This window comes from Brevundimonas sp. (assembly GCF_044336875.1).
Taxonomy (GTDB): domain Bacteria; phylum Pseudomonadota; class Alphaproteobacteria; order Caulobacterales; family Caulobacteraceae; genus Brevundimonas.
On sequence record NZ_JBIIOP010000011.1, the window covers coordinates 58,784 to 72,754 of the forward strand.

Below are 13,971 nucleotides of genomic sequence, written 5' to 3' on the forward strand. Positions count from 1 at the left end.
AGTTTCAGATGCTGAAATCCTCCGTCGAAAACCGGCCGTCCAGCCAGGCGACGATCCGCTCTGCGGCCTCATCCGGCGACATGGTGGTGGTGTCGACGACGATCTCGGGACTTTCCGGGGCCTCGTAGGGGCTGTCGATGCCGGTGAAATTCTTCAGCTCGCCGGCGCGGGCTTTCTTGTAGAGCCCCTTCACGTCGCGGGCCTCGGCCACGGCCAGCGGCGTGTCGACATGGACCTCGACGAACTCGTCCTCGCCCAGAAGTTCGCGGACCATCCGGCGTTCGGCGCGGAAGGGCGAGATAAAGCTGACCAGGACGATCAGCCCGGCGTCCACCATCAGTTTCGACACCTCGCCGACGCGGCGGATGTTCTCGACCCGGTCCTCCTCGGTGAAGCCCAGGTCGCGGTTCAGGCCGTGGCGGACATTGTCGCCGTCCAGCAGATAGGTGTGGCGGCCGTCGGCGTGCAGGCGCTTCTCGACCAGATCGGCGATGGTCGACTTGCCGGCCCCGGACAGGCCGGTCAGCCAGATCACCCGCCCCTTCTGGTTCTTGATCGCGGCGCGCGACGTCTTGTCGACCGAGGTGGCCTGCCAGTGGATGTTGTGGGCCCGGCGCAGGGCGAAGTTCAGCAGCCCCGCCCCCACCGTCCGGTTCGAGATCCGGTCGATCAGGATGAAGCCGCCCAGATCCTTGTTCTGGCTGTAGGGCGCGAAGGCCACGGGCGCGTCCAGCGACAGGTTGCAGACCCCGATCTCGTTCAGCTCCAGCCGACGGGCCGGCTGCTGTTCCAAGGTGTTGACGTTCACCTTGTGCTTGGGCTCGGTGATGGTCGCCCCGACCAGTTTGGCGCCGATCTTGAGCAAGTAAGGCCGGCCCGGCAGCAGGGGTTCGTCGTCCATCCAGACCACGGTCGCCTCGAACTGATCGGCGGCTTCCGGCGGCGCCTCGGCGCTGGCCAGGACGTCGCCGCGCGACACGTCGATCTCGTCGGCCAGGGTCAGGGTGATCGACTGGCCGGCGACGGCCTGGTCCAGATCCCCGTCGGCGGTGACGATCCGCGCCACGGTCGAGGTCTTGCCCGACGGCAGCACGCGCACCGCATCGCCCGGCCGCACGGTCCCGGCCGCGATCTGGCCCGAGAAGCCGCGGAAATCCAGATTGGGCCGGTTGACCCACTGCACCGGCAGGCGGAACGGATCGGCCTGCAGATCGTCCCCGACCTCCAGCCTCTCCAGCAGGCTCATCAGCGGCGGCCCCGCATACCAGGGCGAATGGGCGCTGGCCTCGGTGATATTGTCGCCGCGCAGGGCCGACATCGGAATGGCGTCGAAGCCCTTCAGCCCGATCTGGCCGGCGAAGGCGGAAAAGTCGGAAACGATGGCGTCGAACACATCCTGCGACCAGCCCATCAGATCCATCTTGTTGACCGCCAGGATCACGTGGCGGATGCCCAGCAGGCTGACCAGATAGGCGTGCCGCCGTGTCTGGGTCAGCACCCCGCGCCGCGCGTCGATCAGGATGACGGCGGCGTCGGCGGTCGAGGCGCCGGTGACCATGTTGCGGGTGTACTGCTCGTGGCCGGGCGTGTCGGCGACGATGAATTTGCGCTTCTCGGTCGAGAAGAAGCGATAGGCCACGTCAATGGTGATGCCCTGTTCGCGCTCGGCGGCCAGACCGTCGACCAGCAGGGCGAAGTCGATGTCGCCCCCTTGCGTGCCGACGCGGCGGCTGTCCGCCTCCAGCGCCGCCATCTGATCCTCGAAGATCATCTTGGAGTCATAGAGCAGCCGCCCGATCAGGGTCGACTTGCCGTCGTCCACGCTGCCGCAGGTGATGAAGCGCAGCAGGCTCTTGTGCTGGTGGGCGTCCAGATAGGCGTCGATGTCGCGGGCGATCAGGTCGGACTGGTGAGCCATCAGAAATAGCCCTCCTGCTTCTTCTTCTCCATCGAGGCGGACTGGTCGTGGTCGATCATCCGGCCCTGGCGCTCGGAGGTGGTGGTCAGCAGCATTTCCTGGATCACCTCGGGCAAAGTCGAAGCCGTGCTCTCGACCGCCCCGGTCAGGGGATAGCAGCCCAGGGTGCGGAAGCGGACGGACCTCATCTGCGGCGTCTCGCCGGGGCGCAGGCGGAACCGGTCGTCGTCGACCATGATCAGGGCCCCGTCCCGCTCGACCACCGGCCGTTCGGCGGCCAGATACAGGGGCACGATCGGGATCTGCTCCAGATGGATGTATTGCCACACATCCAACTCGGTCCAGTTGGAGATGGGGAAGACGCGGATGCTCTCGCCGGGCCGTTTGCGCGTGTTGTAGAGCCGCCAGAGTTCCGGCCTCTGGTTCTTCGGATCCCAGCGGTGCTCGGCCGTGCGGAACGAGAAGATCCGCTCCTTGGCCCGAGACTTCTCTTCGTCGCGCCGCGCGCCGCCGAAGGCTGCATCGAAGCCGTGCAGGCTCAGCGCCTGTTTCAGCCCCTCGGTCTTCCACAGATCGGTATGCAGGGCCGAACCGTGATCGAACGGATTGATGCCGCGCGCCACGGCCTCCGGGTTCTGGTGGACCAGAAGCTCGACGCCCAGATCGGCCGCCGCCTGTTCACGCATTTCGTACATGGCCCGGAACTTCCAGGTCGTGTCGACGTGCAGCAGCGGGAAGGGCGGCTTGGACGGATAGAAGGCCTTCTTCGCCAGATGCAGCATCACGGCCGAATCCTTGCCGATCGAATACAGCATGACCGGGCGCTCGGCCTCGGCCGCCACCTCGCGCATGATGTGGATGCTCTCGGCCTCCAGACGCTGCAAATGGGTCAGGCGCGCGGGGCTGGGCGTGGTCAGGGTCTCGGTCAGAAGGGCGGCGTCCACCAGGTCAGATCTCCATCGAAGGCTGACGTGACACTCCAATGTGCGACAGGTCGCAAGCGATGGATACTGCCAAAGGCTGAGAGATTTTCGGAACCGGGACCGTATGTGGCGACTTTATGGCGAAAGCAGAAAGACCATGCTCTCCATGAAATCCCTCGCCGCCGTCGCCGTCCTGTCCATCACATTGGCCGCCTGCGTGACCGCGCCTTCGCCGTCCGAGTATCGGGCGCCGCAACCGACCAAGACCATCGATCTGGACCGACTGTGGTCGGGGCGTTGGCACGAGATCGCCCGCCTGCCGGATCGGCTGACGGACGGCTGCGTGGCCGGCGCCTCGATCTACACCCCGGCCGGCGGGGACCGGATCGAGGTGCGCGACACCTGTCAGGTCGGAACCCCGGACGGCAAGGAGAAGGCCATCGGCGGCCAGGGCCGGATCCTGGATCCCGGCATGAACGCCAAGCTGCGGGTCCGTTATCTGCACGGCCTGGTGACCTGGGACTATTGGGTGCTGGACCGGGCCGACGACTACAGCTGGTTCATCTCGGCCGACCCGACCTTCGAACGGCTGTTCATCTATACCCGCGACATCCCCGACCCGGCCGAGGTGCGCGCCCTGACCGACCGGGCGCGGTCGCTGGGCTATGACGTCAGCCGGCTGGAGTATCCGGCCCAGCCCGCTCCCTGAAGCCGCAAGGGATCAGGACACCACCGTCGGCGCGAGGGGCCGCAAGGCCAGGCGACGCCCCAGGCGCATCGTCGGCTCCTCGATGAGGCGATAGGCCATCTCGGCTACGATCAGGGATGAGACCAGGGCCACCGTCACCAGGCCGGCATAGGACAAGCGACCTGCAAGCAGGCTCACGACGACATTGAAGACAATCACATGGGTCAGATAGAGGCTGTAGGACACCCGTCCCAGCCACGCGGCGATCCGCATCTCGAAGACGCCCCTCACCATTGGATCGGTCGCCGTCAGCACCACCAGAATGGTCGCGCCGACAAGAACGAACGGCGAGAATTTCGGCGCCGCAGGCGCCATCAGCAACAGCCAGGCCACGCCGATGGCGGCGATCAGCCCGACCTTCGGCACGCTTTGGGTCAGCAGTCGAATGCGGTCGAGATTGAAGAAGATGGCCGCCCCGATGGCGAAGAAGAAGGCTGTCCGCGTCGTGCCGAGAAGGCTGAACAGAAATGGATCAGCGACGAAATCAATCACCACCAGGCTGGCGACCCAGACAATGAAGAAGACGGCCAGCGCCAATCGCGGCCGCTGACGGACGCTCCACGCGATCAGGGGGAAGACGATGGAAATCCGCATTTCGTGGACCAGGGACCACATGGGATTGTTCAGCCACTCCTCAACACCCGTCATTGCGAGATGATTGAACAGGCTCCAGCCGGTCAACTGGTTCGCAGGCCAGCCCATGTTCATCCAATCGCTGACCTCTGTGGACGGCGCCGGCCGCAGCAGGGACCACAGGGCTGCAGCCGCCAGAATGGAGACCACGAACGGCAGATAGATCCTGCACACGCGCTTGATGATGTAGGGGCGATAGTTCCACCGCTCGACCCGTTCCAGGGTCAGGGCGAGCACGAAACCGCTGATGATGAAAAAGACGATCACGGCCGATTGGCCGCTGATCATCAGCCGCAGCGGCGTACCCTTCAGAATGGATATTGCGCTGCTCCAGAACCCGGCGGCGAACAGGTTGCTGGTCGATGCCGAATAGAGCGGCGACATCAGGACGGCGTGGTGAATGACGACGACGAGCGCCGCCAATCCTCGCAGCCCGTCAAGCGAGCGAAGCCGTGTCGGCCCTAATTCCGCGATGGTCCCCATGACGGGGATCGTTAACATAACTCCGTTCGTCGATCGACGTTGAAAATTCGCTCGCAGCCGGAAAGGCACGACAAGGGCCCCGGCGAAATCGCCGGGGCCCTCATTGATCTGCCAGGGTCGATCAGTTCAGCGGCTGGACCGCGATGGCCGGAGCCTGACCTTGAGCCGGAGCCTGGCCTTGAGCCGGAGCCGGGGCAGGCGCCGGAGCCGCCTGGATCGACGGCGCGGGCGGCGCCGTATTCAGGCCCGGCGTGGCCGACGAGGCGCTGTAGGGGCGCGGGCCGGCGGGTTCGGTCGGCGCCTCGACGCGGGCAGCCGGGCGATCCGCCGGGGCGGCGGCTGCGGGCGCGACACGACGCGGGGCCGGCTCGGCGCGGCGCGCGACCGGGGCCGGCGTCGCCTCGACGGGCTCAGCCAGGACCGGAGCCGGTTGAGCGGTCGGCGTTTGAGCGGTCACGCCCGGGTTGAGAGCGGCGGAATTGATCGCCGACGGGGCCGTCTGCATGGTCTGGACCTGGGCCGGCGCCTGGTCGGCGGCCGGGGCCGGCGCGGGTTGTTCGCCGCCGCCGATCATCAGGGCCGCGGCCGTGCCGATCACCGCAAGGGCGCCGATCGGCGCCACGATCATCCAGGTCTTGACCGGCTTGTTGCTCTTGGCGCGCTTCTGCGCATAGCGCGGCACGAAGACTTCGTCGGCCGTGCGCGGGTCGGCGGCGGTGGTGTCAGCGTCTGCATAAGTCATCGACATGATGTGTCCTCCATAACGTTGGTTGGGAAACACGCCGTCGTCTCGGCCCGTTCCGGCCAAGCCTGAATGACCTTCAAGAAACACCGATACGGACACAGTTGAGGCGACAACCGAACCTTTTGCGGGTGGCTCCTGGTCGATTGCGGCGGGAAATGCGCGTTTGGCTCTGGATTTCCCCAACGTCAAAGGAACAAATGGGACACGGCCATTCGGCAATCGCGATTGTTTCTCAGGTGTTTGTTCGCCTCGTGGTTGACCCGACAGGCCGCCTTCGTTCATCACGAAGGCAGGGCAGGACACGCATAGACCGGAGTAACGGCGCGCATGGGTTTGGTAGCGAATATCCGCCGGGACGTCCGGTTCGCGCGCGGCCTGTTTCGGCTGTTGAAACGCATCAAGCCGATCGAGCTCGATAGCGACGTCCTGCTGTGCGACGATTTCGAGGAGGCCGTCGACAAGTTCGCCGACAATATCGCGGTCGAGGACGAACGCCGCAGCCTGACCTATCGCGACCTGGACGCCATGGCCAACCGCTACGGCCACTGGGCCAAAAGCCGGGGCCTGCGCCGCAACGACACCATCGCCCTGATGATGACCAACCGGGTCGAATATCTGGCGGCCTGGATCGGCTTCTCCAAGGTCGGCATCGCCACGGCCCTGATAAACACCAATCTGGGCGGCCAGGGTCTGGCCCACTGCCTGACCATCTCCAACGCCTTCCAGGTGGTGGCGGACGAGGACTGCTGGCGTCAGATCGAGGCGGCCCGCCCGCTGGTCGGTCATAATCTGATGCTCTGGGTCCACGGCCTGGGCGAAGAGGACGAAACCAGCGATCGTCGCGGCCTGGACAAGCCGGTGCGCGGCGCCTCGTCGGTGCGTCCGGCCAAGTCGGGCCGCGAAGGCCTGACCAACCGCGACACCGCCCTCTATATCTACACCTCCGGCACCACAGGCCTGCCCAAGGCGGCCCGCATCCCCCATTCGCGCGCCCGCACCTATATGCGCGCCTTTGCCGGGGCCACGCGCTCGACGCCGGAAGACCGGATCTTCAACGTCCTGCCCCTGTATCACTCGACCGGCGGCCTGGTAGGGGTCGGCGCCGCCCTGCTGAACGGCGCGCGCCTGATCATTCGCAAGAAGTTTTCGGCGTCCAGCTTCTGGCCCGACGTAAAATCGTCCGGCGCCACCATGTTCGTCTATATCGGCGAACTGTGCCGCTATCTGGTGAACTGCCCGCCGCAGGACGACGAAAAGAAGCACAGGCTGCGCCTCGCCTTCGGCAACGGTCTGCGCGCCGACGTCTGGCCCGAGTTCCAGAGCCGTTTCAACATCCCCGAGGTGCTGGAATTCTACGGCTCGACCGAGGGCAATGTCTCCCTGTTCAACTTCGACGGCAAACAGGGCGCCATCGGCCGCGTCCCCTCCTATCTGAAGAAACAGATCAACATCCGCCTGGTCCAGTTCGACGTCGACAGCGAACAGCCGATCCGCGGCACGGACGGCCTGTGCCGCCTGGCGAAGGTGGGCGAGATCGGCGAGGCCATCGGCGAGATCGGCAACGACATCCGCCACGACTTCTCGGGCTATGCCGACAAGGCCGCCTCGCAGAAGAAGATCCTGACTGACGTCTTCAAGAAGGGCGACCGCTGGTTCCGCACCGGCGACCTGATGAAACAAGACGCCGAGGGCTATTTCTACTTCGTCGACCGGATGGGCGACACCTTCCGCTGGAAGGGCGAGAACGTCTCGACCTCCGAGGTCGAACAGGCCCTGATGGAGGCGCCGGGCGTGGACGAGGCCATCGTCTATGGCGTGCCGGTGCCGGGTCAGGAGGGCAAGGCCGGCATGGCCGCCCTGGTGGTCGACGGCAAGTTCGACGCCAAGGCCTTCGCCGAACACGTCGAGGCCCGCCTGCCCGCCTACGCCCAGCCGGTCTTCGTGCGGCTGATCAAGGCGGCCGAGACCACCGGCACCTTCAAATACCGCAAGGCCGATCTGGTCGCCGACGGCTTCGACCCCGAAAAGACCGGCGCGGCCCTGTATCTGCGCGGCGGCAAGACCGGCTACGCCAAGCTGACGGCGGCGGCGCGCCAGGCCATTCTTGACGGCGAGGGCCGCCTCTAAGGCTTCCGTCCGTTCCTGACGCAGGTCCATGCCAGGGTTCGGCATGGCCTGCCGACCGGTCGGAAGTGCACCAAGTACACGAAGTGCACCCTGTTTTTTTTGCGCATCCCGCCCGCGAAAGTGCACGGACTGCACGAAGTACACGCCGTTTTTCGCCCCCCTCCCGGCCCCGAGCGGCGTTTGGCGAAACGCCGTCTTAATCATTAACGCCGATAGCTTGACGCCTCTCGCGTCAGGATACCTGCGTCCATGTTCCAGATCATCGGCATCGTGCTGCTGTTCGGCCTCGTCTTCGGCAGCTACGCCATCTCCGGCGGCAAGTTCGAAGTGATCCTGCACGCCGCGCCCCACGAACTGATGGCGATCGGCGGCGCCGGCATCGCAGCCTTCCTGATCTCCAACTCCCTGCCGGTGATCAAGGGCTCGATGGCGGGTCTGGGCAAGACCTTCGCCGGCCCCAAGTGGAAGAAGCAGGACTACAAGGACCTGCTGTCCCTGCTGTTCCAGCTGACCAAGACCATGAAGTCTAAGGGCGTGGTGGCCCTGGAAAGCCATATCGAGAAGCCCAAGGAATCCCCGATCTTCCAGAAGTACCCCAAGGTGCTGAAGGACCATTTCGCCGTCGACTTCATCTGCGACACCCTGCGGATGATGACCATGAACCTGGAAGACCCCCACCAGGTCGAGGACGCGATGGAGAAACAGCTCGAGAAGCACCATCACGAGCACCTCGAAAACGCCCACGCCCTGCAGAACCTGGCCGACGGCCTGCCCGCCCTGGGCATCGTCGCCGCCGTTCTGGGGGTCATCAAGACCATGGGCTCGATCACCGAGCCGCCGGAAGTCCTGGGCGGCATGATCGGCGGCGCCCTGGTCGGCACCTTCATGGGCGTCTTCCTGGCCTATGGCCTGGTCGGCCCCTTCGCCGCGCGCCTGACCGCGATCATCAATGAGGAAGCGGCCTACTACAAGATCATCCAGTCGGTGCTGATCGCCCACCTGCACGGCAACGCCGCCCAGATCTCGGTCGAGATCGGTCGGGGCGACATCCCCTCCTCGGCCCAGCCCTCCTTCGCCGAGATGGAAGAGACGCTGAACAATATCAGCAACGACTGATCCCAAGACCCGTCCCGGAACGTCCCGGGGGCCAGCGGGTTTTCGATGCGGCATGACGCCGCCGTGATCTCGGCTTGCTCCGTCGTTCACGGCGGCGTTATCGTTTCCGGCGAGGCTTCAGACCTCGCGAACAGCATCCGGAGGACTCCCCCATGCGCATCACCGCCCTCATCGCCGCCTCGGCCGCCGCCCTCGCCATCGCCGCCTGCTCGAAGGCGCCGGAAGAAAAGGCCCAGGAAGCCGCCAGCGATGCGGTCGAGGCCGCCGGGACCGCAGCCGACGCCGCCGTCACCGCCGATCAGGCCGCCCAGGAAGCTGCGGCCGCCGCCAACGAGGCCGCCCAGGACGCGGGCACGGCCAACGCGCCTGAAGCCGCCCCCGGCTCTGCTCCCGGCGCAGCCATGACGCCGCAGTCGACCGAGGCCGCCCCAGCCCCGGCCGCCGCCCACGACGACGGCCACTAAGGCGTCGAAGAGGTTTTCGACGGATAGGGCCGCCCCGCAAGGGGCGGCCTTTTTCGTCCGGGCGACGAAGGTGCTAGAGCCCCGCCATGACTTTCGAAGACGCCTCCCCCAAACTCACCTGGACCGACGAGGACGAGCCGCGCTCGGGCCGGTTCGGCGACGTCTATTTCTCCAGGGACGACGGGCTGGCCGAGACCCGCGCGGTGTTTCTGCAGGGCTGCGGCCTGCCCGACGCCTGGGCCGGGCGGCGCCGGTTCACCGTGGCGGAACTGGGCTTCGGCACCGGGTTGAACATCGTCGCCCTGCTCGACCTTTGGCGACGCACCCGCCCCGAGGGCGGGCGGTTGCATATCTTCTCCATCGAGGGTTTCCCCCTGACCGCCGACGAGGCCCGCCGCGCCCTGTCCAACTGGCCCGAACTGGCCGAGGCCGCCCAGGCCCTGACCGAGGCCTGGCCGGAGCGGACGCCGGGTTTCCACCGGGTCGACCTGCCCGAATTCCACGCCGTGCTCGACCTCGCCGTCGGCGACGTCGCCTGGGCGCTGGAGCAATGGTCAGGCCCCGCCGACGCCTGGTTCCTGGACGGTTTCTCGCCCGCCCTGAACCCCGGCATGTGGTCGCCCGAGATCATGGCGCGGATCGCCGCGCGTTCGGCGCCCGGCGCCCGCGTCGCCACCTTCACCGTCGCCGGCGCGGTCCGCCGAGGCCTGTCCGACCACGGCTTCGTCGTCGAGAAAAAGCCCGGCCACGGCCGCAAGCGCGAACGTCTCGAAGCCCGGCTGGAGGGCGTGCTCTCCCCCTCCCCCGTCCCCACGCCGCGTGTCGCCGTGATCGGCGCGGGAATAGCCGGCGCCTCGGTCGCCCGCGCCCTGGCCGCATCGGGGATCGCGCCGATCGTCATCGAGGCCGATCATCCGGGCGCCGGCGGATCGGGTTTTCCCGCCGGCCTGGCGACCCCGCGCCTGGACGCCGGGGACGCGGTCATCGCCGGCCTCTACGCCCAGGCGCTGGAACGGGCGCGGCGCCTGTATGACGCCACCCCGGACGCCGTCCTCGCCGAAGGCGTGCTTCAACTGCCCCAGGCCGAACGCGACGCGGCCCGTTTCCACAAGATCGCCGCCCAATCGATCTGGCGCGACGGCGCCATGACGGTCGTCGATGTCCAGACCGCCGGTGATCGGCTGGGCGAGCCCCAGACCGACGGCGGGCTTATGATGGCCGACGCCCGTGTGGTCCAGCCCGCCGCCATCCTCGAAGCCTGGCTCCAGGGCGTGAAGACCATTATCGCCTCGGTCGCCCGGATCGAGCGCGTCGAGGACGGCTGGGCCATGCTGGACGACGCCGGCGCCGCCGTCGCCACGGCGGATGCTGTCGTCGTGACGGCCGGCTGGGGCGTCGCGGCCCTGCTCGACGGCGCCGGCCTGTCGCCCGTTCGCGGCCAGGCCGACTGGTGCGACGCTCATTCCGTCGGGGGCGCGGCCTGGGGCGGCTATGTCGCTCCCACCGCGACAGGTCTGCTGTACGGCGCCACGCACACACGCGGCGACGTCTCCACCGACACCCGCGACGCCGACAGCGCCCAGAACCTCGCAACGCTTCGCGCGCGCCTGCCCGACCTCGCCGCCAAGGCGGAAACCGGCGCAGGTGGTCGCCGCGCCGCGATCCGCGCCACAACCCGCGACCGGCTGCCGATCGCCGGACGTCGCGAAGACGGAATCTGGCTGCTGTCAGGCCTGGGCTCGCGCGGCTTCTGCATCGGGCCTCTGCTGGGCGAGCATTTGGCGGCGTTGATCACCGGCGCGCCTTCGCCGCTGCCCCATGCGCTTTCCGAACGGGTCGCTCCAGACCGAACAAGACAGGCCTAGTCGATCTTCATCCCCGGTTCATGTCCGGCGCCGACTGATGGTCCGTCACTCCCGGTCGAAGGTATTTCCAATGCGCTCCGCACTGACCGCTCTCGCCGTTTCGGCCATGGCCCTTTCCACCGTCTCCGCCTGCGCCCCCTCGGCAAAGATCGCCAGGACCGACGCCGACGAGACGGCTGCGGCGCGCTGTTTCCGCACGGACACGATCCGCAACTTCCGGGCGGACCGCCAGTCCAACCTCTATATTCGCTCCAGCCGAGACGACGTGTTCCAGATCAACACCAGCGGCGGCTGCTGGAGTCTGGACTCCGCGATCTCGATCGCCGTCAGGCCTACCGCAGGGGGATCGAACAATATCTGTGTCGGCGATCCCGTCGCGATCGTCGTTCCCAACGCCAATCCCGGCCAGGGCTCCTGCCGCGCCTTCGTCACCAAATCCCTGACCGCGGAAGAGGTCGCCGCCCTGCCCGACCGCGTCCGGCCCTGACCGGACTGCGGCCCGCCCGCCCATGCGCCGACTCGCTTGAATTCCGACGATCGCGGGTATCAAATCCTCCCCTCTTAGGGAGGATGACATGCGCGGAATCGCCAAACTCACCATCATCGTCGCAGCCCTGGTCGCAGCGACGCCAGCGGGCGCCGAAAACTGGAGCCGGTTCTCGTCCAGTGATCGAACGGCCTATCTGGTCGATCAGGACACCCTGACCGCTGTCGACGGCGTCGTGACCGTTCGCTTCGCCCGCATACCGACCCAGGGCGACGCCGGCGACCAGAGCCATGAGAGCGAGGAAGTCGCCATCCGCTGTTCGGACGGCCAGTCACGCACCACGGCTGACGTCACCCACGGCCCCGACGGCGCCGAAACCGACCGCGTCGCCGAGGACGGCGCATGGGAGGCCACGCCGTCCGGCGGCGTCTATGGCGCTCTCAAGTCCTTCGCCTGCGACGACATGCGGCCCCAGGGTGAGTCCTGGCCGACGATCGCAGCCTTCATCGCGGCAGGGCGAGGGTCCTAGCAGACCGGCCCCTCCCCGAATCCGGGAGGGTCGCATCCTGCAGGGCGCGGACACGCCCTGCTGACGCTCGTCCTCGTCGCCGTTCAAATCCGCTGTGACGTCATCAGCGGTCACCGCCGATGTCGCGGGCGAGCGCCGCCTGCACCTCGGCCCGCGCCGCTTCCATGTCGCGACGGAAGGTTTCGGATGTCTGTTCGGCGCCATAGGCGATCATGCCGCCCAGGATGCCGGCCTCGACGGCGCTGTAGCTGTGCGAGCCGCAGATGTAGCGGCTTTCGGCGAATTCCCGCCCCCTGGCGTACAGGGCGTCGGCCCGCTGGGGCGCCAGCTCGGCCAGGATCATGGCGACGTGCACGCCGTGGCCGGAATGACCCGACGGATAGTCCGGATTGCTCGCCAGATGCGCCGTCTTCGCCTCGCAGATCGGCAGATCCGTGCCGATGTAGGGGCGTTTCGTCCCCCAGTGATCCTTGGCCAGGCCGACCGTGCGATCGGCGCCGGAACGACGCAGCAGGGCGGTCAGCACCGGCGCCGTCTCCTCGGTCAGGCGCACGCCCAGGGCGGCGGCGAAATGGTCGTACATGTCGCCGGTGACGTCCGCCGTCGCCTGTTCCCAGCGTGGCGTGCCCTGCAGGGCGCGGGTCTGGCGGAAGATCTCGGCGTTGGCGCGGTCGCGCGGCGAACCGGGCGCGGGCGGAGGCGGCAGGATGGTCGTCAGGTCGGGCCGCGCCTCGACCGCCAGATAGCCGCGCGGCGGGGCGCCGGCGACCATTTCCACGGCCAGGTCATCGCAGCGGCGCGCGGTGCGCAGGCCGTTGCACACCGCTGCCGCGCCGCCGGCCAGACGCACCTCGAAGCCCGGGAAGCGCGGATCGGCCCACAGATAGTCGGTCGAGACATATTGCGCCCCGCTGGCGAAGGCGGCGCTGCGGCGGGTCACATCGCCGGCGCGGGCCTCGACGGTCTCGGAGTCGGCCCGGGTGCGGACGATGAAGCCCTGACGCACGGCGGCGCGGATCCTGTCCTGCTGAGCCACCGGATCATTGATGGTCAGATAGGCGGCGGCGGGGCTGGCCTCGTCGGTATTGACGAACATGGCGCGGCCCTGCAGCGACGGATGGTCCTGCAGATAGCCGGCGATCTTGTCGCCCTTCTCGTCCAGGGCGAAGAAGACCTTGCCGCGCGCCGCGCCCAGGCTGGGCCAGCCGCCGGCCAGCACGCCCTCGCGCAGGGTGGCGTGATCGCCGCGGACCTGGTCGGGCGTGATCAGATGTCCGGCGTCGAACACCGACCGGATCTCGGCGTCCAGGGCGCGCCAGGCTGCGGCGTCGAACGCCGGCGCCTCGACACCGCCCGGCACGGTCGGCTTGCCCGTCTTGGCGTTCAGCATGATCAGGATCGGCGCATGATCGGGATGGGCCTTCGACCAGGCGCTGATCTCGCCCAGGCAGGCGACGAAGGTCAGGCAGGAGCTGCGGAAGTCCAGGTCGGGGATGTGCAGGGTCTTGAAGCCGGGCTTCGACATGGTCTCGACGAAGGCCGCGCCGACCGCCGCCCCCTGCCCCGGCCGTCCCAGGGCCGACAGGGGATGGGCGAAACGACCGCCCTCGGGATCGTTCAGCACGTCGATCTCGATCTGGCGCGCGCCGGCGTCCAGCTGTTCCGTCAAGGGACGGTGGGCGTAGTCCAGCCCCAGGGCCAGAGGCGTCGCGGCGACCATGGCCGCCATCTCGGCCTCCGGAATGGCCTGTTTGTAGCTGTTGTGCGTGCCGACCACGGTGATGTCGTTCATCCGCAGCGCGGCGTCCATCCACGGCCGGGCGCAGGCGTCGCCGCCGCCGGCCCGCACGTCGGCGGCGGTGGGATCACAGGTCAGGGCGGCGCCGGCCATCAGGGCCGCGATCAGGGTCAGCATGACGGGTGTCCTTCGTCG

At 67.6% G+C, this 13,971-nt stretch carries 12 protein-coding genes; 7 read left to right on the forward strand and 5 right to left on the reverse strand.

The genetic code is table 11. The features are described from left to right. Window positions 1-4: 4 nt before the first annotated feature. On the reverse strand, window positions 5-1,918 hold the full coding sequence (cysN, locus tag ACIQ1T_RS13050; protein ID WP_395944988.1) for a sulfate adenylyltransferase subunit CysN: 1,914 nt from the start codon (window positions 1,916-1,918) through the stop codon (window positions 5-7). After that, window positions 1,918-2,862 (reverse strand): sulfate adenylyltransferase subunit CysD, encoded by a 945-nt coding sequence (cysD, locus tag ACIQ1T_RS13055; RefSeq protein WP_395944989.1) that lies wholly within the window; start codon window positions 2,860-2,862, stop codon window positions 1,918-1,920. The genes cysN and cysD overlap by 1 nt, the downstream gene beginning before the upstream one ends. A 145-nt stretch (window positions 2,863-3,007) precedes the next feature. Between cysD and ACIQ1T_RS13060 the strand changes: the two genes are divergently transcribed. Further along, window positions 3,008-3,550 (forward strand): lipocalin family protein, encoded by a 543-nt coding sequence (locus ACIQ1T_RS13060; RefSeq protein ID WP_395944990.1) that lies wholly within the window; start codon window positions 3,008-3,010, stop codon window positions 3,548-3,550. Between the two features lie 12 nt (window positions 3,551-3,562). On the opposite strand, the gene ACIQ1T_RS13065 is transcribed toward ACIQ1T_RS13060, so the two are convergent. Continuing rightward, window positions 3,563-4,723 carry an acyltransferase family protein gene (locus ACIQ1T_RS13065; protein ID WP_395944991.1) on the reverse strand — a complete coding sequence of 387 codons (1,161 nt, stop codon included), beginning with the start codon at window positions 4,721-4,723 and terminating at the stop codon, window positions 3,563-3,565. 103 nt (window positions 4,724-4,826) lie between these two features. Further along, window positions 4,827-5,453 carry a hypothetical protein gene (locus ACIQ1T_RS13070; RefSeq protein WP_395944992.1) on the reverse strand — a complete coding sequence of 209 codons (627 nt, stop codon included), beginning with the start codon at window positions 5,451-5,453 and terminating at the stop codon, window positions 4,827-4,829. Window positions 5,454-5,777: 324 nt separating this feature from the next. Between ACIQ1T_RS13070 and ACIQ1T_RS13075 the strand changes: the two genes are divergently transcribed. The 6 genes from ACIQ1T_RS13075 to ACIQ1T_RS13100 all read left to right on the forward strand — a co-directional run bounded on the left by ACIQ1T_RS13075 (window position 5,778) and on the right by ACIQ1T_RS13100 (window position 12,038). After that, window positions 5,778-7,577: a long-chain-acyl-CoA synthetase gene (locus ACIQ1T_RS13075; RefSeq protein WP_395944993.1), complete on the forward strand. Its 1,800-nt coding sequence runs from the start codon at window positions 5,778-5,780 to the stop codon at window positions 7,575-7,577. 249 nt (window positions 7,578-7,826) lie between these two features. Next, complete coding sequence (gene motA, locus ACIQ1T_RS13080; RefSeq protein WP_395944994.1) at window positions 7,827-8,693, forward strand: flagellar motor stator protein MotA; 867 nt, start codon at window positions 7,827-7,829, stop codon at window positions 8,691-8,693. Window positions 8,694-8,845: 152 nt separating this feature from the next. Further along, complete coding sequence (locus ACIQ1T_RS13085; RefSeq protein WP_395944995.1) at window positions 8,846-9,157, forward strand: hypothetical protein; 312 nt, start codon at window positions 8,846-8,848, stop codon at window positions 9,155-9,157. A gap of 86 nt (window positions 9,158-9,243) precedes the next feature. After that, window positions 9,244-11,022 carry a tRNA (5-methylaminomethyl-2-thiouridine)(34)-methyltransferase MnmD gene (gene mnmD / locus ACIQ1T_RS13090; RefSeq protein ID WP_395944996.1) on the forward strand — a complete coding sequence of 593 codons (1,779 nt, stop codon included), beginning with the start codon at window positions 9,244-9,246 and terminating at the stop codon, window positions 11,020-11,022. Window positions 11,023-11,092: 70 nt separating this feature from the next. Continuing rightward, a complete protein-coding gene (locus tag ACIQ1T_RS13095) occupies window positions 11,093-11,509 on the forward strand; it encodes a DUF6491 family protein (protein WP_395944997.1) in 417 nt (138 codons plus the stop codon). An 88-nt stretch (window positions 11,510-11,597) separates the two neighbouring features. Then, complete coding sequence (locus ACIQ1T_RS13100) at window positions 11,598-12,038, forward strand: hypothetical protein (RefSeq protein ID WP_395944999.1); 441 nt, start codon at window positions 11,598-11,600, stop codon at window positions 12,036-12,038. 103 nt (window positions 12,039-12,141) lie between these two features. Here the strand turns inward: ACIQ1T_RS13100 and ACIQ1T_RS13105 are convergent, their stop codons facing one another. Then, entirely contained in the window at window positions 12,142-13,953 is a 1,812-nt protein-coding gene (locus ACIQ1T_RS13105) for a Ca2+-dependent phosphoinositide-specific phospholipase C (protein WP_395945000.1), read from the reverse strand. Window positions 13,954-13,971: the final 18 nt, after the last annotated feature.

Excerpts from the sequence above, each read along its gene's own strand:
- ACIQ1T_RS13070 (WP_395944992.1), bottom strand. The coding sequence starts at position 5,453 with ATGTCGATGACTTATGCAGACGCTGACACCACCGCCGCCGACCCGCGC.
- ACIQ1T_RS13075 (WP_395944993.1), top strand. The coding sequence starts at position 5,778 with ATGGGTTTGGTAGCGAATATCCGCCGGGACGTCCGGTTCGCGCGCGGC.
- ACIQ1T_RS13095 (WP_395944997.1), top strand. The coding sequence starts at position 11,093 with ATGCGCTCCGCACTGACCGCTCTCGCCGTTTCGGCCATGGCCCTTTCC.
- ACIQ1T_RS13105 (WP_395945000.1), bottom strand. The coding sequence starts at position 13,953 with ATGCTGACCCTGATCGCGGCCCTGATGGCCGGCGCCGCCCTGACCTGT.
- ACIQ1T_RS13060 (WP_395944990.1), top strand. The coding sequence starts at position 3,008 with ATGAAATCCCTCGCCGCCGTCGCCGTCCTGTCCATCACATTGGCCGCC.
- ACIQ1T_RS13085 (WP_395944995.1), top strand. The coding sequence starts at position 8,846 with ATGCGCATCACCGCCCTCATCGCCGCCTCGGCCGCCGCCCTCGCCATC.
- ACIQ1T_RS13065 (WP_395944991.1), bottom strand. The coding sequence starts at position 4,723 with ATGTTAACGATCCCCGTCATGGGGACCATCGCGGAATTAGGGCCGACA.
- motA (WP_395944994.1), top strand. The coding sequence starts at position 7,827 with ATGTTCCAGATCATCGGCATCGTGCTGCTGTTCGGCCTCGTCTTCGGC.
- ACIQ1T_RS13100 (WP_395944999.1), top strand. The coding sequence starts at position 11,598 with ATGCGCGGAATCGCCAAACTCACCATCATCGTCGCAGCCCTGGTCGCA.
- cysN (WP_395944988.1), bottom strand. The coding sequence starts at position 1,918 with ATGGCTCACCAGTCCGACCTGATCGCCCGCGACATCGACGCCTATCTG.
- mnmD (WP_395944996.1), top strand. The coding sequence starts at position 9,244 with ATGACTTTCGAAGACGCCTCCCCCAAACTCACCTGGACCGACGAGGAC.